Below are 22,924 nucleotides of genomic sequence, written 5' to 3'. Positions count from 1 at the left end.
TGTGCCTATTAATTATTCTCGCCTGACAATTCAAATTTAGGGCTAGACCAAGCCGTAATTACCGCTTTTACTAAGGTTGCTAATGGAATAGCAAAAAATACTCCCCAGAACCCCCACAAACCACCAAATAAGATCACTGCAATAATAATAACAACAGGATGAAGATTTACAGCTTCTGAAAATAATAGTGGTACTAATAAGTTTCCATCAAGCGCTTGAATAATTCCATACGCTAGCATGACATACCCAAATTCAGCCCCGGTACCAAATTGAAACAAAGCAACTAAAAGCACAGGCAAAGTTACAATAGTGGCTCCCACGTAAGGAACTAATACCGACAAACCAACTAACACGCCTAATAACAAAGCATAGTTAAGCCCTAAAAGAGCAAAAGTAATCGTTGAAGCTGCCCCAATAATAATAATTTCAATGACTTTTCCTCGAATATAGTTCATTATTTGTTGATTCATTTCATTACCAACTTGAACTGCCATTGCGCGATCTTTAGGCAAAAGCGAAGAAAAATTTTGCAAAAATTGTTTTTTATCTTTCAAAAAGAAAAATACCATCAACGGCACTAAAATAAGATAAATAAGTAAAGCAACAAGGTCTGAAATTGAATTTAATGACGCCTTTAGTGCCACTTGCCCCCATTCTATTAAATTACTTTTAACGAAGCTAAAAACCGATTCTATTTGATCCGCTTTAACAAGTTCTGGGTACTTTTCAGGCAAAGTTAATAAATAGCTTTGTCCTTGTGTCACCATATGAGGTACTTCTTGAATTAAATTGCTACTTTGCTGCCACATGATAGGCATCAAGCCAAAGCTGGCGATTAAGGTCACACCTACAAACATAATCACAACAAAAGAGGCTGCTAATGTGCGCGACAAGCCCATATTACTTAACCTATTAACAGGTAAATCTAGCAAAAAGGCTATTGCAATAGCAACAAAGACTGGCATTAATAAACTGCTAAAAAAGTATATAAATAAAAATATCGAAAGTAAGATAACCAACAAAGTTACTGCATGAGGATCTGAAAACTTACGCTTGTACCATTGAGTGAAAAAAGACACCATAAAATTAACTAACCTGCTTAATTTGCAACTCAACAACTGAGTCACTTAATTTTTTCTGGGAGAAATGATAACCTTTTTTTGTTAAATAATTAGGAATATCAGCGATTGAACCAGCGTCAGAAATTTGCATGATACAAATATCATTTTTGACCATTTTATTCAAAAGGACACGCATTTTAACTAAAGGTAAAGGACACTTATCTTTTACAGCATTATATTGATAAATCATCAGATATTTTATTCTCGATCCCCTTTCGTTTAATTATCTAATTTGCGACAATCGATTACAATAGGTCTTTTAAATTTTAGCGGCCATATATTCTTTGTAAAGGCTCGCTAAATTATCTTACAATTTTTACATTTGGATTAAATTAATCATTTCATGAAAGAATTACCCTTAAATCCCAGTCTTAAAGATGTGAATAATTATAAAAAGAAGCTTAATTGGGGAGAAGTTCCACCTATTTATCACATGGCAGCAATATCCATAGGTGACTTAGATAGCATCCTCACTGATGGCTTTGATAGCGGATATAAAACTATTTTTAATCGAAATAATTGGAACTTAGCCTATCTAAATGGTCATGTAGATTTGGCTGGTGAAATCCATGTAGAACGTAAACCCAAAATATCTCTCAGACATGTTTATAGTGAACAGCATTACGAATTACACTGTTATCCTGTGGTACATGGTGAACGCATCAATAGAACAATGAGGGATCATGAATTTTGTTCATTCAAATTTTGGCAACCAGAATCAATGCGAGTACTTTTTAGATTGAGTAATTTAGTCTCATTTATTATTTTTGCGTTTCGCAATGGTGATGAAGCAGATATGGCACTTATCAAATATGCTCACCAACGCGTTGAAAATTTAATTGAAAAATTAAATGAATCCTTTGAAGTTATTGATGTCAGAGGTTTTAGTATTGTGAAGTTTTGCCAAGCAATTAATGACAGCAAAAGTGCACTAGAAATTAACCAACTTCTTGATGATCCTAATGGAGCTTTGGAAAATTAACTTGTTAAACTATAAAAATTTAAGTTATTTCTTTTTTATCGGTTGTTTTGTGGTCGGAGCGTTAACTGCTAGTTCGTATTCGTGGGCAGCAAGTGCTGATAAAAACAAATTACCACAAATAGGCACTTCCGGCTTTAGTGTTTTATCAGTCGATAAAGAACGCTTGATTGGTACCGCAATGATGCAGCAAATCCGAGCTCGAGGCGGTATCATTAATGATCCTGTATTAATCGAGTATATTAATCATTTAGGTAATAGCCTTGTTAAAAATGCAAATGATGTTAATTACAGCTTCGAATTTTTTATCGTTAATAATCAAGAGCTAAATGCATTTGCTTTTTTTGGTGGTCATATAGGCATCCACAGTGGCTTGATAACAACCGCTGACACCGAAAGTGAACTAGCATCAGTGATTGCACACGAAATCTCTCATGTAACCCAACGACATTTAGCGCGAAGAATTGAAGCGCAAAGTAGAACACAGCCATTAACGCTAGCTGGTATTGTGTCAGGTGTATTATTGACAATGATTAACCCCGCTGTTGGTATGGCAGCCCTGAGTACCAGTATGGCGGCTAGCCAGCAATTTGGAATTAACTATACCCGCGGTAATGAAAAAGAAGCGGATCGAGTTGGCATCACCCTATTAGCGCATAGTGGCTTTGATCCACTTGGTGCGCCTAATTTTTTCAATAAAATGCTGGAAAAATATCGCTACACCAGTAAACCACCCGCTATGTTACTCACTCATCCACTACCTGAGTCCCGAGTATCAGAAGCGCGGATTAGAGCACAAAACTTTCCTAAAATAAGTGTTGCGCCTAAATTAGATTTTGAGCTAGCAAAAGCGCGGATTAAAGCAAGATACGAAGGTGATCCTGAATATAATATCAATCATTTTTCTAGTGCAATAAGTAAAGGCCAATATGCCTTTCTTGCTGCTGCACGCTACGGTTTAGCTCTTTCTTATTTTGAAGATAAGGCTTATGACAAAGCTCTAGCAATATTAAACGATCTTCTTCAAGAAGATGCCAATAACCTGTTCTATATTGACGCTTTATCCGATGTACTTATTGCATTAAAACAATTTAAACAAGCAGAAAAAATGTTAGCTACGGTTAATTGGTTAATGCCTAACAATCAAGTCGCAGCACTCAACTATGCAAATGTATTACTTGAAATGGGTAATTTGGATGCATCAGCTCAAGTACTTCAAGATTTCTTATTAGTGAGTCCTGACAGCTTTATAGCTTATGATTTACTAACAACGGTTTATCGCAAACAAGATAAAAAAGCACTGATGCATGTCAGCAAAGCACAAGTAATGGCATTAGTTGGTGCTTATACTCAAGCAATAGATGAACTACAAACAGCGATGACTTACGCCGATGATTTACCCATTATCAGTAAACGTATTAAAGGTAGAATTTTACAATTGCAAGACCAACAAGAGAAGCTTAAACGTTTAAATTGATCGCTTTTAAACATAGAATAATTAGATAAAGTTTATTATTAAAAAAAGGCAATATATTGAAAGCCTTAAATTAAAAATAGGATACATAATGTTCACGATATATCATAACCCCCGATGTTCAAAAAGCAGACAAACCTTAGCACTTTTAGAAGAAAACAATGTAGACATTAAGGTAATTGAATACTTAAAAAATCCATTAACTGAAGGTGAAATAAAAACATTATTAACAAAATTAAATAAGTCGCCAATCGACATAATGCGAACAAAAGAGACTGAGTTTAGTGAACAGCACCTTAAAGACGCTGATGATGGCACTTTAATTCAAGCGATGGTTGATACACCCAAGTTAATGGAGCGTCCTATTGTTGTAAAAGGTAATGCAGCAATTATTGGACGCCCTCCTGAAAATGTCTTAACTTTAATCAGTTAATTGGAACATAAAACGTTAATGAAACGCTATATATCAACACAAACCCATAAAAAAATAGCCTTAACCGGCTATTTTTCATTATTACTATTTTTGCCGATTTGGTTATTAGTAATTAATCCTTCTGAAGGATTATCACCATTATTAACATTGATTATGTTTATCGTCCCTTTGCTGTTTCCTTTAAAAGGATTACTTCAAGGTAACCCTTATACATTTGCTTGGTCTAATTTTATTGTAATGTTGTATTTTTTACACAGCTTAACTACGTTATGGGTATCGAAAGAAGATTATATTTGGGCAACTTTAGAACTAATATTTGCAACAGCTATGTTCATTTCTGGTACCTATTATGCTAAATATCGTGGGCAAGAATTAGGCTTAGGGTTAAAAAAGAAAAAAGATGAAGAACAAAATAAACTTAGCTAATTCAAAGATCATAATTTTGCTTTTTACAGTATATTTACAAGGATAGTTTAAAAGGAATATTAATTAAAATGAAAAACTCATATTTATCTCTCTTGTTCGTTACTATATTTTTGATTGCTTGTGGTGGAGGCAGTTCCACAAGTCAAACGTCCAATCAATCTACAGGGGAGACTCCCGTTCAAACAACCGCTAGCATTATTGTTATGGAAGAAACAATAAAATTAGATCAAAGTGCCGATCTAGTTTTATTTTCTCCCAACGAACCTCTTTCCAATATCTCTTGGTCACAAACATCCGGCGAGTCAATCACTTTATTAGCAAAAAATAGCAAAGTTGTTTCTTTCTCTACACTGATAGCTGGTGATTATAGTTTTAATGTAACATTTGAAGATAGTAATGGTAATCATCATTCATTAGATCAAACTATAACTGTTACTAATGAACTCAGTCCAATGTCGCTAAGACTAAGCCATGCGGTGGTGGAACAAAACGCCGTATCTTTAAGAACTTATTTTAACGAAGACATTAATACCGACACTATTAAGTGGAAGCAAGTATCAGGACCATCAGTTACTTTTACAGAAGATGATACAGATGGTAAGTTTGCTGTGTTTTTCGACGCCCCTACCGTCACTAAAGATACACTATTAGAGTTTGAAGTTTCTCTGACTGATAATGGTGAAACTTTTACTGATAAATTAGCTGTGCTAGTTGAAAATAGTGATATAGAAGTATTAACAACAAACGATGCCTATTTTCAAAATAATCGTGTAGCTACCGTATTTCCATACAACCCAAATTCGCCTGTCGCAGATGTTTTAGCTGATTGCGTCTATTCAAACAAATTAAAAATAAATAGTAATGCCTGTAATTTTTCAACATCTCCATTAATTGCACATGTAACCAAAACACCGACAGTAGACGATATAATGGATCATGTTTTAGTATCTCATCAATGGATGGGGGATCGCTTTAAAGCTTTTCTTGAAACCTTTGATAACGAACATAATGACTTTAAAAACTTATTACGAGCAACAACTGCCATAGTAATTTCGTACGATATTCGCCCTTCTTTTTATCAGTCTTATACAGGTGCTATCTATTTAGATCCTGACGATTTGTGGCTGACTCCAGAAGAGCGAGATACTATAAATCAGGCGCCTGACTATCGTGCCTCTTTCGGTAGTGACTTACAATTTGAAATGCCTTGGCGTTATGTAAAAGACAATAACTACGCAAGTTTTTTTCCTAATATAAGATATCGTCTATCACGAGATATTGAGGATACATTATATAGCTTTGCGTCATTGCTATATCATGAACTCGCTCACGCAAATGATTACTTTCCAAGTACCTTGTGGGATAACGTTAATCGTACAAACAAAATTGAATCTATCGCATATAATCGTATTGTACAAAATGCTATTCAGTCAGATTATCTACAAACCGTACTGCCACTTAATGGTGATGAAATGTGGGACTTAGCGAGAGTAAGGTTTCATAATGATCCGCCGGCAAACGCTACACAAAAAAGCTATAGACCAGAAGATATTGCCAACTTTTTTAAAGATGAAGGTGCTCCACAATTTTATAGCTACTCAAGTACCAGAGAAGATTATGCTATTTTGTTTGACGGTTTTATGATGAAAACACGCTATAACGTTCAACGCGATGTCATGGTCACAGATCAAAACCTTGAGAATATCGCTTGGGGACAAAGAGGACGAGAAGGCGAAGAAAATATAATGCCGAGAATTGAATTAGTCGTTGAACGAGTTCTGCCTGAATTTAATGATCTGATATCTGCTCTTGCAGAATTACCTGAACCTATCACAATACCTTCTGGGAGTAATTTTTGGGATACTTTAGCGTTAAACTCCCCTGCAAAAAATACAATTGCAAAGCAATTATTAAAGCAAAGTGAGCAACAAGACCCTCGATATTCGCCAGTAATAGGCAGACCATTTAATACGCAACATTTAACAAGAATGGAACTTAAAATTGAAGGAAATAATAACGAAGAATAAATAACGTAAGTTCAAATGACAATATTACAATAAAACGTTCTTAATAAACGGAATAGTAATTTTACGTTGTTCCCTTATTGACGCTTGATCTAAAGCATCTAATGCTTGGATCAAGCTTTTCATATCACGCGATAAACGTGTCACCAAAAAACTCGCTACTTCATGACTTAATACAAGGCCCCGTTGTCCAGCCCTAAATTGTAATGCCTGCAATTTATCTTCATCATTTAACAACTTTACTTGCTCAACATATCCCCAAGATAAACGGGAAGCTAAATCAGGTAAGGTTAAATTAAGCGCTTTAATACTTTTATCGCCAGAAATTATAATTTTATTATTTTGCTCACCAATTCGATTATATAAATCAAAAACAGCTTGTTGCCAAACACTCGAACGAGAAATTAATTGAATATCGTCTAAACACACTAAATCAATATGCTCTAATCCATCTAAAATATCGACCGAGTATTGTTGAACTTCACCTAATGATAGACACACGGAGCTTAGTTTAAGCTCTGCTGCTAAACTACAACTTGCATGTAATAGATGTGATTTTCCTGCCCCAGACAAACCAAATAAATAACAACCTGGAATAGCTTTACCGTTAATCACATTATGCTCTGACTCTACTTCATTAGGAGAAATATAAGTGCTGAGCATATCAATTAATGCTTTACGGTTTTCTCCCCGATAACTTAAAAATGTTTCGTCATCGGGTAATTGGACTTGTAAGGCAAGTTGTGTGTGTTTGGTCACAACTTACTCCAATAAAAGACGGGAACAGCATCCTCAACAACAGGGCCAAGGGGATCGTATGCTTGCTTTAAAGATTGATTAAGCTTTAACGACGACATTAACGCTTGTTTTGATCCAAGTAAAGTTAACTTAAATCGACGATTATCCCCTTGAGCACTTAATAATTGAATAGATTGAACTGAAGACAACTGAGTTAAAAACTCGGTAAGTTCAGTATAAATAGTTAATGAAGTTACGTTAGCCACATCAATAATATATTCATTACTTTCATCGCTACTCAACGCATAATTTTGATATATTTCATCGGTAATATCTGATAGTGCTTGTGAAAGTAAGACTTCTTTATCAAGCCCTTGGTAAGACTGCCCAACGTTAAAGCTTGAAGCATTACTTGCGTCAGAAACTAAATACCAATCAAGTACAAACGAAGGCTGACATAAAGGACAAGACTCTGCAGTTTGCAACTCTTGTTCAGAAAGTAAACTACGATTTGATATCCGCAATGCAATAACGGTTTCGGCTAAATAACGATTCGATGCTTGAATAATGGGCCCTGAGAATCTCCCCCAAACATCTGAAATTGAAATCATATTTGCGTCTGTCAAGTCCATCAAAGGCATTAAAATAGGTAATCCGCGCTTCTGTGAAAAACTTAAAAGCTGTTGCTGAATTTCAGGTGAATTTGAACCTGATACAATTTTACGCGATAAACCATCTTCATTAACAATCCAAAAAAGTACTTGTGGACGCAAACTTCCCCACAACGAAATATTACTATTAATAAATAATTGATTAATTTTTATTTCATCAAATGTCGCTACTAAATAATTTTGATCAGCTTTTTTTTCATAATGATACTTTGATAGATAATGATTATACCGCGACAACGCAGACCGGATCTCAGGTTGTGAAAGGACTTGCTGTTGCCCGCCAACTTTAAGAAATACTGAAGCGAGGGCTGATTTAAGTGCTTGACCACGCTCCTTACTACTTTGCGAGCTTACTTCAATTTTTGCTACATATAAATCAGTTACTTCTATTGCAGAACTCAAGCTACTTAGGCTTAACAAGCAAAATATCAAACAATATCTAATCATATTAATAAGGTAGGCAATTTTCATAAGTTTAATCTTATCACAAAGTATGGAAAAAAATTCACGGAAAAAAATAATTTATCATAATGATTTTCACCGCGCTCTTGCACTGGTAGAATATGCGCCTTTACGACTAAATGGCAACAAATAGAGGTTTCCCCCGTGAGCGAACAAAAACAGTCTTTAAGTTACAAGGATGCTGGTGTAGATATTGATGCTGGTAATGCACTAGTAGAAAACATTAAAGGCGCGGTAAAACGCACAACTCGTCCTGAAGTTATGGGAGGCCTTGGTGGCTTTGGTTCTGTTTGTCAATTACCTACAGGGTATCAAGAACCAGTACTTGTTGCTGGAACAGATGGTGTTGGCACAAAACTTCGTTTAGCAATTGACTTAGAAAAGCATGACACTGTTGGTATTGATTTAGTTGCTATGTGTGTAAACGACTTAATTGTTCAAGGTGCTGAGCCGTTATTCTTTTTAGATTATTATGCTACTGCTAAATTAGACGTAACTGTTGCTTCTGCTGTAGTAGCAGGTATTGCTGAAGGATGTGTTCAATCAGGCTGTGCCCTTGTTGGTGGTGAAACGGCTGAAATGCCAGGTATGTACCATAAAGGTGATTATGATATTGCAGGATTCTGTGTAGGTGTTGCTGAAAAATCTCGTTTGTTAGATGGAACTAAGGTTGCTGCAGGTGATCAATTAATAGCATTAGGTTCATCAGGCGCTCATTCAAATGGTTTTTCATTAATACGTAAAGTATTAGAAGTAAATAATACAGATACAACAGAATTACTTGACGGTAAATCAATCGCAGACCACTTAATTGAACCTACTAAAATTTATGTAAAATCTGTTTTAGCCTTATTAAAAGAAGTAGATGTACACGCGCTGTCACATATCACAGGTGGTGGTTTTTGGGAGAATATTCCACGTGTTTTACCTGCAAGTGCTCAAGCAGTGATTAACGAATCAAGCTGGGAATGGCCCGTAATATTTAACTGGCTACAAGACAAAGGAAATATTACTACTCATGAAATGTATCGTACGTTTAACTGCGGTGTTGGTATGATCCTCGTAGTACCTGCTGATAAAGTACAGCAAAGTCTAGATATTTTAACTGCTAATGGTGAAAATGCTTGGCATATAGGAGAAATTACTTCATTAGCCGAAAACCAAGAACAAGTGATTATTCAGAAAGGATAAGTAGCCATGCCCAGCCGCATAGTGGTATTAATCTCGGGCAGTGGTACAAATTTGCAAGCATTAATAGATGCTTGCAAAGCTACTGACTATCCAGGAGAAATTGTTGGTGTTATCTCAAATAAAGCCGATGCCTATGGCTTAGTTCGAGCACAAGACAATAACATAGCAACTCACGCCCTCTCTCATAAAGACTTTAACTCTCGCGAAGATTACGATCAGGCATTAATCAAGCAAATAGATCTTTTTCAGCCAGATGTTGTTGTGCTAGCTGGTTTTATGAGGATTTTAACTGCAAATTTTGTTCAACATTTTTCAGGAAAATTATTGAACATTCATCCATCTTTGTTGCCTAAGTATCAAGGACTCAACACTCACCAACGTGCAATTGATGCAAAAGATACAGAACATGGTGTTAGTGTTCATTTTGTTACTGAAGAGCTTGACGGTGGTCCTGTTATTCTTCAAGCTAAAGTGCCTATTTTCGAAGGGGACACCATCAACGATTTAGCGAGTAGAGTTCACGAACAAGAACATCGTATTTACCCATTAGTGGTAAAATGGTTTTGTAGCAAAAGAGTGATGATGATTCAAGATAAAGCCGTATTAGACGGAAATGTTTTACCTATTTCAGGTTATGCTAGCGAATAAAATATTAAGGTTAATTATGTTAAAAAAATTACTCTCTCTAGGTATTTTTTATGGTTTATTAGCAACAACAACTCAAGCAGAAGAGGCAATTAAAACAAACTTAGTTAACCCGATAATTGAGCCTTTTACCGCCAATTATACGATAATTCACAAATCAAAGCCTGTAGGAACAGCAATACGTGAATTAAAAAAACTTGATAATGGCCAGTATGAGTACAGCTATCATACGGATATTGAATGGCTAATATTCAGTGATGTACGTACAGAAACGTCAATCCTTGAGATTGACAATGGACATGTTACGCCATTTGCTTTTAAATATACTCGTGAAGGTACAGGTAGAGATAAGTCATCTCATTGGCAATTTGATATCAAAAATTCGACCGCTACCGATATTGAGGAAAAAAGAACTTACACTGTTGAATACCCTGTAAATGTTCAAGATACTTTAAGTTATCATTTACAGCACCGCTTCAATTTAATAATGAATCCCGAGCAAAAGAACTTTGTTTACCCTGTAGTAAAAAATGAAGATAGAATTAAAAATTACGTTTATCAATATGACGGTGAAGAAAAAGTAATGTTGCCTTACGGTTTAGTCAAAACAATAAAACTAAAACGTGAAGTGATAGAAAAGAAAAGAGTCACTTATGCTTGGTTTGCCCCTGAATTAAATTATTTAATGGTTAAATTATACCAAACTAAAGGTGGTGTAGAGCAATTTGAAGCTCAGTTGAATACTGTTACTAAGAAATAAAAACATAGATTCTTTAGAAGGTAGCTTTTAACATTAATATTAGTCTGACAAGTTATGCTTAATGGTTAGCTACCATAAATTAACGTTTAAAGCGTTTCACCACTGGCAAGGGATTCTCCCAAACAAAATAATTGCCATTGACCACTAGACATCTTATGCCATGTTTCATCTTCAGTTAAAGGTTGAGTAGCTATTACGGTAACAATATCTTTATCCGTTGTTTCATGATGAAAGTTTACTCTCATTTCAGCATCAATTAATGTCGCCTCTCCAAAAGGTGAACGACGAGTTATCCAGTGTAAATTATTCGAACAAAAAGCAAACAAGCAATCACCATTACTTAATAACAAATTAAAAACACCTAAATTTTTTATTCGTGCCGACAGTTCAGCAACATAAGAAAAAAGTATGGTTGCTTCCGGCTCATTCCGACCAAATTTACTCTGTAGCTGATCTAAAATCCAACAAAAGGCATGTTCACTATCAGTTGTTCCAATAGGTATGTGAAGGTTTATAGGCAATTTTTCCTGATAATCTTTTAATTGGCCATTATGAGCATAAGTCCAATTTTTCCCCCACATTTGTCTCACAAAAGGATGAGTATTTTCTAAACAAACAGCACCTGAGTTTGCTTGTCTAATATGGCATATTACCGCCTCACTTTTGATGGGGTATTCAGTCACCAGTTTAGCTATAGCTGATTCAGCGCTTGGTAATGGGTCTTTAAAACTTCGACAGCCTTTACCTTCATAAAAAGTAATGCCCCACCCATCTTTATGTGGTCCGGTATTCCCGCCTCTTTGCATTAAGCCACTAAAACTAAAGCAGATATCTGTAGGTACATTGGCACTCATAGCCAAGAGTTCACACATAAAACTTAAACCTTAATAATCAAACAATTAGATTTTCACCACTAACATTTGCCTAATTTTTAACTTATGAAAAAGGTAGAACAATAGAAGTACTAAAAATGAAAATTATAAAATAAAATGTACTATACTAAATTTTAAAAACACATTGCTATTTTTTACACTTAGAATTAAGCTTTAGCTTAGTGGTCTGACCTGTATTTTACACTTAAGGAGTTATTTTGGACGCTTTTACTTGGATACTAATTGCAATAGCATTTAGTGGATTTGCCGCTTATAGCCGAGCTTCGCTTACTACATTTTCATTAGGCTTTGCTGCACTAATGGCGCTAGGCACATTTGTCGATGTTATTTCATTCTTTTCTTGGCTGATTTTTGCTGTGGTCATTATTCCACTCAATATCAACGATGTACGTAAAAAATATATCAGTCAGCCCTTGTTAGCATTATTCAAAAAAATAATGCCTGAAATGTCTCGAACTGAGCAAGAAGCTATCGATGCCGGTACTACTTGGTTTGAAGCAGACTTATTCAGAGGGGCTCCGGACTGGAAGAAACTTCATAGTTACCCACAACCTAGCTTAACTGTTGAAGAGCAGGCGTTTCTTGACGGGCCTGTAGAAGAAGTTTGTAGGATGATTGATGACTGGGAAACCACTCATGAACGTACAGACATGTCTCCTGAGGTTTGGCAGTACCTTAAAGATAACAAGTTCTTTGCCATGATCATTAAAAAGAAATTTGGTGGACTAGAATTTGGGGCTTTCGCTCAATCTCGCGTGTTACAAAAACTTTCAGGTGCGAGCACAGTACTTGCAAGTACCGTTGGTGTACCTAATTCTTTAGGGCCAGGAGAATTGTTACAGCACTACGGCACTAAAGAACAACAAGATTATTATTTACCTCGCTTAGTTAAAGGTGATGAAATCCCTTGTTTTGCACTTACTAGCCCGGAAGCAGGTTCTGACGCTGGTGCAATTCCTGACTTTGGTATTGTATGTCGCGGAGAATTCGAAGGCGAAGAAGTATTAGGTATGAAACTGACCTGGAACAAGCGCTATATTACCTTAGCGCCGGTTGCTACTGTTTTAGGTTTAGCTTTTAAATTAAAAGATCCTGAACATTTATTAGGCGAAGAGGAAGATTTAGGTATTACTTGTGCATTAATTCCCACAAATATTGATGGTGTAATTACAGGCAGAAGACATTTCCCGCTTAATGTACCTTTTCAAAATGGCCCTACACAGGGTAATGAAGTATTCGTTCCGCTAAGTTTTATTATTGGTGGCCCAGAAATGGCAGGTCAAGGCTGGAGAATGCTTGTTGAGTGTTTATCTGTTGGTCGTGCCATAACATTACCTTCAAATAGTGCCGGTGGTATTAAATCTCTCGCTTTAGCAACTGGTGCTTATAGTAGAATTCGTCGTCAATTTAAATTACCTATTGGTAAAATGGAAGGCGTTGAGGAAGCCCTAGCTCGTATTGGCGGAAATGCTTATTTAATGGATGCCGTAACTATTATGTCAACAGGCGCGATTGATCTAGGTGAAAAGCCGTCTGTAATTTCCGCTATTTCAAAGTATCATTTAACCGAGAAAATGCGTAGCTGTGTTTCTGATGCTATGGATATACATGGTGGTAAAGGTATTTGTTTAGGTAAAAATAATTATTTAGGCCGTGGCTATCAAGGTGCTCCTGTTGCAATAACAGTTGAAGGTGCAAACATACTTACTCGTAGCATGATTATTTATGGCCAAGGTGCCATTCGTTGTCACCCTTACGTGTTAGCTGAATTAGCTGCAGGAAGTAACACTAATGAACAACAGGCAATAAAAGAGTTTGATCACGCATTATTTGGCCATATTGGTTTTGCCATTAGTAATATTGTACGCTCAGTATGGTTCTCTTTTACTGGATCTCGTATCCTAAAAGCTCCTTTTAATGATGATACTCGTCGTTACTATCAGCTAATGACCCGCTTTAGCTCTAATTTAGCGATGTTATCTGATATTGCTATGTTAGTACTTGGCGGCGATTTAAAGCGAAGAGAACGTATTTCAGCACGACTAGGCGATATACTTAGCTATTTATACTTAACGAGTGCGACATTAAAACGCTTTAATGATGAAGGGAGACAAGCTTCAGAGTTACCAATGGTAAAATGGGCTGCTGAAGATTCACTTTATCGTACTCAACAGGCCATAGATGAATTAATCAATAACTTCCCTAATAAAATTGTTGCGGGTGCTTTACGTTTAATTATTTTCCCTTTGGGAACATGGTTACAAAAGCCTTCTGATGCATTAGATCATAGCGTTGCAAGAATATTACAAACTCCAAGCCCGGCTAGAACAGCATTAGGTAAGGGTCAATATTTAACTCGCGACGAAGACAATATCTTAGGCCAGTTAGAGCAAACGCTTGACGATATTCTAGCAAGTGAACCTATTTTTGATAAAGTGTGTAAAGGATTAGGTGAAAAGTTACCTTTTTATCGTTTAGGTGAAGTTGCTGATAGAGGTTTAGCGGAAAACATTATTACAGAAGCAGAAGCAGAACTTTTGAGAAAAACAGAGGTTGGCCGCTTAGCTGCTATTAATGTTGATGATTTTGATACCGAAGAATTAGTATCTGCCAAATTTGCAGCACAGGCAAAGTAATTCTGCGTATAACAAACATAACGCTATATAAAAACACAAAAGGTAAGCTATTCATGCTTACCTTTTTATATTCAATCTATACTTTCCACTTCTTTAGCGTACAGCTGTAACAAATAAAGCAATACACTTCATCACTAATTATCGTTAAAATATGATCTAAGTGTTTACTCAACTCACCGTTTGGTCATTTATTTCATGCTTTCTTTTTTGCCTTCTGCTATTTTAATGCCATTTTCATTTTTATTATTTAGCTTAAATTTAGCTGTAATAGGATCTATTATCACTATAGGCGGTTTATTAAAGTGGCTGATTCGCATTAACGCTTTTCATCAAATACTTTACCGGCCTATGCACTTTTTTTATCGCTTATGGGCGCTAAATAATTACTTAATTATCATGTTATTTAATCGTGTCGATTGGCAGATAACAGGCTGTGAGCAACTAAATAAAGACTCTTGGTATTTACTAATAGCTAACCATCAAAGTTGGTTAGATATTATTGTACTCTCACATTTAACGAATAAATATACAGCCGAACCAAAATATTTTTTAAAAGAGTCTCTTAAAAGAATTCCTTTTCTGGGGGTTGGCTGCTGGGCATTAGACATGCCTTTTATGAAACGGTATTCAAAATCATTTCTTGCTAAAAACCCACATCTAAAGGGGCAAGATATTATTGCTACTAGAAAGTCATGTCAGTCATTTAAACAACATCCAACAACTGTTATTAACTTTGTTGAAGGCACGCGTTTTACTCAGGTGAAACAACAGCGTAACCCAGTTTACAGTCATTTACTGCCTCCAAAGGCTGGTGGGATTGCTTTTACCTTAGCAACGTTAGGTACACAATTCGATAAGATTCTAAATGTAACCATTCTTTACCCTGATACCTCGTATCATATTATGAAAGATGTACTTAAAGGGCGTTTAACTAGAGTCATTATCAAAGTTGAAGCTATTGAAATTAATGATTCTTTAATAGGTGATTACAGCAATGATTCAACCTTCAAATCTCATTTTCAGCAATGGCTAAATGCTATTTGGCGCAAAAAAAATAGTACCATTAAGCATTTGTCACACTAAAACGTTATATCAATTTGTTATCAATTAATTGAAATTTCACCATAAATACGTTAATTTACTGTTAATTAATCGGGAGAATAAATAATACTATGTTAGCAATAAAGGAAAATGTTACGGTTAAACGTCGCAGTAAAGGTGAGCAAACTAGGCATAATATTCTAGTCGCTGCTATTGATGTTTTAGCTAAAAATGGGATTAAAGGAACAACCCACCGCGCTATCGCCAGTCATGCTGGTATTCAGTTATCTTTAACAACATACTACTTTAAAGATATTCAAGAGTTAGTTCACCAAGCATTTAAATTAAATTCTGAACTTGTTACTCAATTAACTGACTTTGCTTGGCAACAAGCATTCGATTATCTCGAATCGATAGGTAAAACCCAATTAAAGAAAGTATCAGTTAGAGTACAAGTTCGTGAACAATGTGCTCAACTTGCTACTGAATATATTATAAATAAAGTGTCTGAGCGCTCAACAGCACTCGCAGTTGAGCAATTATTATTTACTGAAATACAAACAACCCCTCAATTACGAGAATTGGCTAATGAATATAGAAACTTATTATTAATGCCATTTATACAGTTATGTAGCTATTTTGATAAAGATAATGCGGAAATAGATGCTGAAATATTATTTACTATTTTTACGCAATTGGAATATAAAAATATTATGTTGCCTGCTGATGAAATTGACCGAGAAGCAATTTATCAACAAGTAAATAGGGTTATTGGCTGGATAATGAAAGTCAAATAAAGATCCACGTTTTATAAAAAACACCACGATATAATTATCGTGGTGTTTTTAGTTCAAACATGCTTTAACTGCTGTTTATAATAATTCTTCATTTAACTGCATTAAAGACTTAGGATCTGCCATCATAGTCGCTGCATATGACTTAGTGCGAGGTAGTAGTCTTTCAAAATAAAACTCAGCGGTTTTAATTTTAGCGCGATAAAAATCACGATTTTCAACACCCTCACCTAATTTTTCATAGGCTGCTTGTGCCATTTGCGCCCAAAAATACGCCATAACAATGTAACCAGAATACATTAAGTAATCTACCGATGCTGAACCTACAATATCACGATCTTTCTTCGCTTTAATAGCTAGACGTACTGAATACTGCTGCCAATTAGCTACAGCTTTACTTAGTGGCCAAATAAATTTATTCATTTGACGTTTATATGGGTTACTAGAGATCATACTCTTATCTTTACAAAAGCCTAATACTTCCATCGTAAAACTTTTAAGTGATTTACCACGGCTTAATAAAATTTTACGGCCAAGTAAATCTAATGCTTGGATCCCAGTTGTTCCCTCATAAAGAGTAGCAATACGAGTATCACGAACAATTTGCTCCATACCCCACTCTTTAATATAACCATGCCCACCAAATATTTGTACACCATGGTTAGCACTCTCAAGCCCAACTTCTGTTAAGAAAGCCTTTAAAATAGGTGTAATAAAGCCTAAACGGTAATCTGCACGCTTAACTGCTTTTTCATCTTTAGATGTTTCAATGGTATCAACTAATTTAGCAGCATAATAAATCATTGCTCGTCCACCTTCTGAAAAGGCTTTTTGAGTCAACAACATACGACGTACATCAGGATGAACAACAATAGGATCAGCGACTAATTCTGGCTTTTTCTTACCCGTTAATGAACGCATTGATAAACGTTCTTTTGCATAAATCAACGCGTTTTGATACGACAATTCTGAGGCACATACCCCTTGTAAGGCCGTACCAACACGGGCTGTATTCATAAAGGTGAACATACATTCTAAGCCTTTATTTTCAGGCCCAATAAGTACACCTTTTGCTTTATCAAAATTCAAAACAGCTGTAGCAGAACCCTTAATACCCATTTTATCTTCTAACGAACCACAGGTAACATTATTATTGTCACCACAATTACCTTGTGCATCAACTGTCATTTTAGGGACGATAAACAAAGAGATTCCGCGGGTTCCTTCTGGCGCATCAGGTAACCTTGCGAGAACAATATGAATAATATTTTCAGTTAAATCATGTTCACCAGCAGAAATAAATATTTTAGTTCCTGTGATGTCATAAGTTCCATCATCATTGGGTGTCGCTTTGGTTTTTACTTGCCCCAAATCAGTACCACACTGAGGTTCAGTTAAGCACATAGTACCTGTCCAAGTACCTTCAGTTAGCTTTGTGAGATAAATTTCTTTCTGTTCTTGTGTTCCATGTGCTTGAACAGTATTCATTGCGCCATGACTAAGCCCAGGATACATTGCCCATGACCAGTTAGCACTTCCCATTAATTCAGATTTAGCTAATCCTAATGATGGGGGTAAGCCTTGACCACCATGATCTACTGGATGGGATAGACTCTGCCAGCCACCTTCCACATACATTTGATAAGCTTCTTTAAAACCTTTTGGTGTACGAACTTCACCTTTATCAAAAGTACAACCTTCTTTATCACCACTTTGATTAAGTGGTAACAATTCATTTTCACAGAATTTAGCACATTCTTGTAAAATAGCATCAACCATATCCGGAGTTGCATCTTCAAACTCAGGATACTGTTCATAATGTGGGTAATATTTTAAAACGTCTTCAAATAAAAACTTAATATCATCTAGTGGTGCTTTATAAGTAAGCATTGTTGCACTCCAAGGATTAGATCTTAACTAAGCATAGTTAACCACGAGAAATATACCAAAGTCAACTGGTCTAACCTCTTACCTCGATATAATTTTAGCCAATTATCATTTAACTCTTCGCCAAAGTGCTCGACTTACCATTCTTACCTTTGTTGGTAACTTCATTCGTTTCAAGTTAGTCGCAATAATCCCTTGAGTAAAACGTGTTTTTTTTGAGTAATCTATATTAACATCTAACACCACTGATACGCTCTGCTCAGATAATTCAATAGCTTGAGTAATAGCTTCACCAATCTCATCGTTAGTCTCGATTCTTATATAACAACAACCACTTGCTTCAACCAAAGCTTTTAAACGTAAATTAGGTAATAGTGTGCAAGTTTTTTTATTATAAGGAACTGATTGTGCCTGAGAAATTTGCGCTAATTCCCCATCATTAAAAATCGTAAAAATAGCACCTATATTTAAATGAGATGCGGTAAAAAGCTCCGTATGGCTCATCAAAAAAGCACCGTCGCCAATAATACCTACAACTTGTCTATGTGGGTTTGCCAACTTGGCACCAATAACTGCAGGAACAGCATAGCCCATACAATTAAAGTCAGTAGGGCTAAAAAAGTGTTTAGGGTGATAACATGGCATAAGCTCTGCGGTTAAAAACGTATGATTCCCATCATCTGCAATCACGAAAGTATCATCGTTTATTTGTTCACGTAGTGATAAAAAGAAACGCGCTGGGTTTACTCTATCTTCACTATCATGGTCAAGCCATTCTTGAATATAAGCTTGCTTATCTTTTGCTATTTTTTCTTGTTTAGTCTTATTTATATCTGAATGTAAAAAATTGGTTTGAGCCAATTTTTCACTTAATTTCGCTAAAATTAAAGTTGCATCTCCTTCAATTGCAACCTTAGCTGGATAATTTGCATTAAACACCTTTTTATTTATATCAATATGAATAAGATTTTCTGGTACTGTGACACCAAAACTGCCAGTGGCTATTTCAGCAAAGCGGGTTCCAATAGCTAATAAACAGTCACACTCTTTAAATGCATTAGTTGCAGCCGGCACTGCTGCCGGGCCAAAGCTCATTCCTGTATGTAAGGGATGTTTTGCTGAGAAAGCACTTAAACCTTGCAAAGTCGTTGACACTGGGGCATTAATTATCTCCGCAATAGCAGTAGTATATTGGCTCGCTTCTACCCCTCCCCAACCCACAAATATTCCCGGATTTTTTGCATTTATTAATAATTCAACAGCCTGATTTAATTGGTCATCAATGTTCTGTTTAAGTGTTTTTACTTTAGGCTGAAATACAGGAAGTTCTTTAATTTCTCCTTTATCGAGCTGCAAATTTACTGGAATTTCTACAAAAACAGGCCCTGGCTCACCATCATTTGCAAGGGCATAAGCTTCAAAAATAGTCGAAACGACTTCTTCGTGATTATTTACTTTAAATGTTTTTTTGGTAATAGGCGCTAACATCTTATGCTGATCCATATCATGCAATTGATATTCAAATTGAGAGTCATTTCTCACTCCGCCACAAATCACTAACATGGGAATACCATCAAGATGAGCTTCTCCAATACCGCTAGCGGCATGAGTAGCACCAGCGGCAGGTACAATAACTAACGTCCCAATACTATCACTACTGCGACTGACTGCATCTGCCATAAATGCACCATAGCCTTCATGGGTCACTAATATTGGCGATATTGATTCTGACTGGTCTAATTCATCATATATCTCAGTGTTATGTACACCAGGAATGCCGAAAGTAAATTTGACGTTTATTTGTTCTAATGCGTAACGAACTAACCATGCTGCTGTTTTCTTCATTATGTTTACTCTATTATTTTATTATTTCTGCTGTTCTATAATTGCTTGCGCCGCTTTTCGAGCGGTTAAAATACAACCTGAAAGAAAAGTCCCTTCTAAGGATCTCAGGCCACTAGCCCCGCCACCACCAAAACCAGCAGCTTCCCCTATACAATATAAGCCTGGAATAGCTTTAGCATTGTTATCTAGCACTTCACTTTTCAAGTTCGTTTGAATACCCCCTAAACTTTTACGGCTTATGAGTTGTACTCTAATTGCAATAAGTTTGTTTTTACCACGCTTAGTAAGAATCGGTTTAGGTTTACATGTTCTCAGTTTATCAATCTTCCATTGGCGAGCATGGTTTATACGCCTGAGTTGATCATCATTTTGTAGATGTTCTCCCCACGTTAGTTGTTCATCATATTGTTCAATTTGATTTTTAATAACTTGATAATCAACATACTCTTTACCAACGAGTGTATTCATTTTATCAACTAATTCACTAAGACTATCTGCACATAAAAAGTCATCACTCTCTTCTTCCAATTGCCTTATTAATCTATGATTACCTAATAGCGTTTCTTTAATAAAACTTAAAAAGTTTCTATTTACAATAGAGGGGTTATGCAAAGAGCCTGATACGGCTAACTCTTTTGCTGCAATATCCCAATTTAAAATATGCCAAGTCCATGGTTGTTCTTGTTTAGCCACTTGATGACATAAATAATGGGTGTCAAATCCTGTAACCAATGGAATTGGACCAATTCGTTTACCTGTATGATCCATCCACAGAGCTGACTTACATGGAATTAAACTTAGTCCATGACCGTCAAATTCTGCTTGAGGATGGTGAATTCCGGCAGCATAATTCCACATTTTATCACTATGAGTAACTTGCCCCCCTATTTGCACTAACTCATCATGCAATAACCCATCAGAAATAGGGTTTGCTCCATTAAGTAAAGCTTTAGGCGCTTTATCAAGTGATGGAAACCAATTATCTTTAACTCGATCAATACTACCGTTTATACCACCACATGCGATCACAACATGCTTACTTTCAATTGAAAAATGTTCCATTTTTAATTCATTTAAAACTTCAACACCACAAGCTATCACTATGTTACTTTGCTGCTCTGAAATTGGCTTAATGACTTTATGTTGATGATATATTTTAAGAGATGCCTTATTACCTGAAAAAGCTGAATGGGAAGGAATTAAATAAGGTGTAAGTTTGGCAATAATGGTTTCGACTAAATGCAAACCTGTACCCCATAATATATGATATCGAGGGACAGAGTTTCCTGGCGTAAACAAACCACGTTCAACCCAATTTACCGCAGGCATAAACTTTAATCCTAGTTTTAGCAACCATTGATAAACCATTTCATTATTATTTTCGGCATACGTTTGTGCCCATTGTTTTGGCCAATAATCCTCAGCTTCAAATTCAGCAAAGCTTTGCCAATCTTTTAGTAATAATGCAGGAGAGTCAGGCACTTTCATTCTTTTTTGTTGCTGTGTTTCTGATAACGCCATGCCACCGAAGGCCCAACGAGCAAGACCTCCCAACCTATCTTGAGTATCACGATCAATAATAATAACTTTCTGTCCTGCTTCTAGTAACTCTAGGGCACAAACTAATCCAGCTATACCACCACCTGCAATAACTGTGTCGCAACTGATTTTCTTTGATTCATTCATATAATTATTCACTGCCAATGTCACCTTGTATTATAGTGTGCTAATAAAGCTAACTTAACTATAGTAAAAATTACCTAATCAATATCAGTTCAAGATTGGCGAACGATAAATTTGAGGAAATATTCACAGACATGACACCCGACATATTTATTAGCAAACTATATCGAGACGCCTCTTTCGTGACGTTGGAAGATTTCTCTAGTTGGGCACTTGATTTATTACGCCAAGTTATTCCTTTTGATGGCGCTATTTGGGGGACTGGACATATCTCCTCTCAGCAATTTCACACACAAACCACACTTGATGTATCTTCCGAAATTTTTACTCAATTGAGAAAAACCCTCGCCATCAACCCTATATTTAAACAATTAATGTTAAATGAAGGTCAAGCAGTAGATATGAGAGAAATAATAAATGATGAGGAATTCTATCAATCTGAGCTCTATCTTAAATGCTTTAAGTTGTTTGAAATAGAAAGAATATTAAGCTCTATTGATTTTGAATTTCGAAGTGGAATATTCACCTTACTAACTTTATATCGGTTCGATAGAGCAGATCCATTTACAGAGCAAGAAAAATCAATACATAATCAATTGCTCTTTCATCTTCGCTGTGCGTTATCACATAAACAATTAATGACACTAAATGAGTCTGCTCAATTCGAAAAAAATGACAACAAATGCGCCCTTTGTGATAAAGAAGGTATATATCATAATGTAACCACCAGTTTTCTTGATTTATTAGAAGCTCATTTACCTGAATTAACGAAACAACAATTTCCATTAAAAATGTCCGGCTTAGAAAGCGAGTTTTCAATCGAAACTTTACAATTTAAAAGAGAAGCTTTTGGCGATTTATTTAAACTCACTGTACGAGTAAAAAACCAGCTCGATAAATTAAGTAAAAGAGAAAAAGAAGTAGTAGACGGCATTTGCCAAGGAAATACGTTTAAACAAATAGCTCGAACTTTGTCATTATCCCCTTCAACAGTATCAAATCATTTATATCGTATTTACTCGAAACTAGGTATTAACACTCGAAGTGATTTAATCGCCTTGGTCGCAAAGCAGAAACTCATAAAATAAAACACCAGAGGCTTCAACACTGAACCATTCAGTTTGTTAAGCTTGATCTTGAAAGTATTAAGGTTTTAACCTCAGAATCAATTTGAAGAATTGCAAATAGTAAAATTAAAGAGTTGGCGGAGTGGACGGGACT

General features: G+C 35.8%; 20 protein-coding genes. 12 read left to right on the top strand and 8 right to left on the bottom strand.

Annotation, left to right across the window (positions count from 1 at the left end):
* Window positions 1-8 precede the first annotated feature (8 nt).
* Both IE155_RS14700 and IE155_RS14695 read right to left on the bottom strand, forming a co-directional pair.
* Window positions 9-1,082, bottom strand: a complete 1,074-nt coding sequence (locus tag IE155_RS14700; RefSeq protein WP_189379007.1) for an AI-2E family transporter — start codon at window positions 1,080-1,082, stop codon at window positions 9-11.
* 4 nt (window positions 1,083-1,086) lie between these two features.
* Window positions 1,087-1,311, bottom strand: a complete 225-nt coding sequence (locus IE155_RS14695) for a sulfurtransferase TusA family protein (RefSeq protein ID WP_189379006.1) — start codon at window positions 1,309-1,311, stop codon at window positions 1,087-1,089.
* 153 nt (window positions 1,312-1,464) lie between these two features.
* Between IE155_RS14695 and IE155_RS14690 the strand changes: the two genes are divergently transcribed.
* The 5 genes from IE155_RS14690 to IE155_RS14670 all read left to right on the top strand — a co-directional run bounded on the left by IE155_RS14690 (window position 1,465) and on the right by IE155_RS14670 (window position 6,460).
* The gene (locus tag IE155_RS14690) at window positions 1,465-2,103 is read left to right on the top strand and encodes a hypothetical protein (protein WP_189379121.1); all 639 of its coding nucleotides are present in this window, start codon (window positions 1,465-1,467) and stop codon (window positions 2,101-2,103) included.
* A 1-nt stretch (window position 2,104) separates the two neighbouring features.
* Window positions 2,105-3,577: a beta-barrel assembly-enhancing protease gene (gene bepA, locus IE155_RS14685; RefSeq protein WP_229817344.1), complete on the top strand. Its 1,473-nt coding sequence runs from the start codon at window positions 2,105-2,107 to the stop codon at window positions 3,575-3,577.
* An 88-nt stretch (window positions 3,578-3,665) separates the two neighbouring features.
* Window positions 3,666-4,007, top strand: coding sequence for an arsenate reductase (glutaredoxin) (arsC, locus tag IE155_RS14680; protein ID WP_189379004.1), 342 nt, complete (start codon window positions 3,666-3,668; stop codon window positions 4,005-4,007).
* Window positions 4,008-4,025: 18 nt separating this feature from the next.
* A complete protein-coding gene (locus tag IE155_RS14675) occupies window positions 4,026-4,433 on the top strand; it encodes a DUF2069 domain-containing protein (protein WP_189379003.1) in 408 nt (135 codons plus the stop codon).
* 68 nt (window positions 4,434-4,501) lie between these two features.
* Entirely contained in the window at window positions 4,502-6,460 is a 1,959-nt protein-coding gene (locus IE155_RS14670; RefSeq protein ID WP_189379002.1) for a PKD domain-containing protein, read from the top strand.
* A gap of 24 nt (window positions 6,461-6,484) precedes the next feature.
* On the opposite strand, the gene hda is transcribed toward IE155_RS14670, so the two are convergent.
* Window positions 6,485-7,216: a DnaA regulatory inactivator Hda gene (hda, locus tag IE155_RS14665; protein WP_189379001.1), complete on the bottom strand. Its 732-nt coding sequence runs from the start codon at window positions 7,214-7,216 to the stop codon at window positions 6,485-6,487.
* Window positions 7,213-8,268 (bottom strand): DUF2066 domain-containing protein, encoded by a 1,056-nt coding sequence (locus IE155_RS14660; RefSeq protein ID WP_189379000.1) that lies wholly within the window; start codon window positions 8,266-8,268, stop codon window positions 7,213-7,215. Before IE155_RS14660 ends, hda begins: the two co-directional genes overlap by 4 nt.
* Before the next feature lie 204 nt (window positions 8,269-8,472).
* On the opposite strand from IE155_RS14660, the gene purM reads away from it, so the two are divergent.
* From purM to IE155_RS14645, 3 genes are read left to right on the top strand one after another with little or no spacing between them, the layout of a single operon-like run.
* Window positions 8,473-9,519: a phosphoribosylformylglycinamidine cyclo-ligase gene (purM, locus tag IE155_RS14655; RefSeq protein WP_189378999.1), complete on the top strand. Its 1,047-nt coding sequence runs from the start codon at window positions 8,473-8,475 to the stop codon at window positions 9,517-9,519.
* A 6-nt stretch (window positions 9,520-9,525) separates the two neighbouring features.
* A complete protein-coding gene (purN, locus tag IE155_RS14650) occupies window positions 9,526-10,167 on the top strand; it encodes a phosphoribosylglycinamide formyltransferase (RefSeq protein ID WP_189378998.1) in 642 nt (213 codons plus the stop codon).
* A gap of 16 nt (window positions 10,168-10,183) precedes the next feature.
* Window positions 10,184-10,924: a DUF3108 domain-containing protein gene (locus IE155_RS14645; RefSeq protein WP_229817342.1), complete on the top strand. Its 741-nt coding sequence runs from the start codon at window positions 10,184-10,186 to the stop codon at window positions 10,922-10,924.
* An 86-nt stretch (window positions 10,925-11,010) separates the two neighbouring features.
* Here IE155_RS14645 and IE155_RS14640 read toward each other — a convergent pair whose 3' ends face one another.
* The gene (locus IE155_RS14640; RefSeq protein ID WP_189378997.1) at window positions 11,011-11,796 is read right to left on the bottom strand and encodes a class II glutamine amidotransferase; all 786 of its coding nucleotides are present in this window, start codon (window positions 11,794-11,796) and stop codon (window positions 11,011-11,013) included.
* 218 nt (window positions 11,797-12,014) lie between these two features.
* Here IE155_RS14640 and fadE point away from each other — a divergent pair, with 218 nt between their 5' ends.
* From fadE to IE155_RS14625, 3 genes are all read left to right on the top strand, one after another.
* Window positions 12,015-14,453 carry an acyl-CoA dehydrogenase FadE gene (fadE, locus tag IE155_RS14635; RefSeq protein WP_189378996.1) on the top strand — a complete coding sequence of 813 codons (2,439 nt, stop codon included), beginning with the start codon at window positions 12,015-12,017 and terminating at the stop codon, window positions 14,451-14,453.
* A gap of 195 nt (window positions 14,454-14,648) precedes the next feature.
* On the top strand, window positions 14,649-15,536 hold the full coding sequence (yihG, locus tag IE155_RS14630) for a 1-acylglycerol-3-phosphate O-acyltransferase, YihG family (protein ID WP_189378995.1): 888 nt from the start codon (window positions 14,649-14,651) through the stop codon (window positions 15,534-15,536).
* A gap of 89 nt (window positions 15,537-15,625) precedes the next feature.
* The gene (locus IE155_RS14625) at window positions 15,626-16,291 is read left to right on the top strand and encodes a TetR/AcrR family transcriptional regulator (protein ID WP_189378994.1); all 666 of its coding nucleotides are present in this window, start codon (window positions 15,626-15,628) and stop codon (window positions 16,289-16,291) included.
* Between the two features lie 75 nt (window positions 16,292-16,366).
* On the opposite strand, the gene IE155_RS14620 is transcribed toward IE155_RS14625, so the two are convergent.
* From IE155_RS14620 to IE155_RS14610, 3 genes are all read right to left on the bottom strand, one after another.
* Complete coding sequence (locus tag IE155_RS14620; RefSeq protein ID WP_189378993.1) at window positions 16,367-18,178, bottom strand: acyl-CoA dehydrogenase C-terminal domain-containing protein; 1,812 nt, start codon at window positions 18,176-18,178, stop codon at window positions 16,367-16,369.
* 105 nt (window positions 18,179-18,283) lie between these two features.
* Window positions 18,284-20,020, bottom strand: a complete 1,737-nt coding sequence (locus IE155_RS14615) for a thiamine pyrophosphate-binding protein (protein ID WP_189378992.1) — start codon at window positions 20,018-20,020, stop codon at window positions 18,284-18,286.
* Between the two features lie 21 nt (window positions 20,021-20,041).
* Window positions 20,042-21,718 carry an FAD-dependent oxidoreductase gene (locus IE155_RS14610; protein WP_229817340.1) on the bottom strand — a complete coding sequence of 559 codons (1,677 nt, stop codon included), beginning with the start codon at window positions 21,716-21,718 and terminating at the stop codon, window positions 20,042-20,044.
* A 119-nt stretch (window positions 21,719-21,837) separates the two neighbouring features.
* Between IE155_RS14610 and IE155_RS14605 the strand changes: the two genes are divergently transcribed.
* Complete coding sequence (locus tag IE155_RS14605; RefSeq protein WP_189378991.1) at window positions 21,838-22,791, top strand: response regulator transcription factor; 954 nt, start codon at window positions 21,838-21,840, stop codon at window positions 22,789-22,791.
* Window positions 22,792-22,924 lie beyond the last annotated feature (133 nt).

It is taken from the genome of Thalassotalea profundi, assembly GCF_014653195.1.
Lineage (GTDB): Bacteria > Pseudomonadota > Gammaproteobacteria > Enterobacterales > Alteromonadaceae > Thalassotalea_B > Thalassotalea_B profundi.
Note: the sequence above shows the minus strand (reverse complement) of the source record. Positions and strands in the feature narration are given on the sequence as shown.

Bases quoted from the DNA above. Each gene is read 5' to 3' on its own strand.
- IE155_RS14700 (WP_189379007.1), bottom strand. From the start codon at position 1,082: ATGGTGTCTTTTTTCACTCAATGGTACAAGCGTAAGTTTTCAGATCCT.
- IE155_RS14690 (WP_189379121.1), top strand. From the start codon at position 1,465: ATGAAAGAATTACCCTTAAATCCCAGTCTTAAAGATGTGAATAATTAT.
- yihG (WP_189378995.1), top strand. From the start codon at position 14,649: ATGCTTTCTTTTTTGCCTTCTGCTATTTTAATGCCATTTTCATTTTTA.
- IE155_RS14645 (WP_229817342.1), top strand. From the start codon at position 10,184: ATGTTAAAAAAATTACTCTCTCTAGGTATTTTTTATGGTTTATTAGCA.
- IE155_RS14670 (WP_189379002.1), top strand. From the start codon at position 4,502: ATGAAAAACTCATATTTATCTCTCTTGTTCGTTACTATATTTTTGATT.
- IE155_RS14675 (WP_189379003.1), top strand. From the start codon at position 4,026: ATGAAACGCTATATATCAACACAAACCCATAAAAAAATAGCCTTAACC.
- IE155_RS14620 (WP_189378993.1), bottom strand. From the start codon at position 18,178: ATGCTTACTTATAAAGCACCACTAGATGATATTAAGTTTTTATTTGAA.
- IE155_RS14625 (WP_189378994.1), top strand. From the start codon at position 15,626: ATGTTAGCAATAAAGGAAAATGTTACGGTTAAACGTCGCAGTAAAGGT.
- IE155_RS14640 (WP_189378997.1), bottom strand. From the start codon at position 11,796: ATGTGTGAACTCTTGGCTATGAGTGCCAATGTACCTACAGATATCTGC.
- purN (WP_189378998.1), top strand. From the start codon at position 9,526: ATGCCCAGCCGCATAGTGGTATTAATCTCGGGCAGTGGTACAAATTTG.
- IE155_RS14605 (WP_189378991.1), top strand. From the start codon at position 21,838: ATGACACCCGACATATTTATTAGCAAACTATATCGAGACGCCTCTTTC.
- IE155_RS14695 (WP_189379006.1), bottom strand. From the start codon at position 1,311: ATGATTTATCAATATAATGCTGTAAAAGATAAGTGTCCTTTACCTTTA.
- IE155_RS14615 (WP_189378992.1), bottom strand. From the start codon at position 20,020: ATGAAGAAAACAGCAGCATGGTTAGTTCGTTACGCATTAGAACAAATA.
- arsC (WP_189379004.1), top strand. From the start codon at position 3,666: ATGTTCACGATATATCATAACCCCCGATGTTCAAAAAGCAGACAAACC.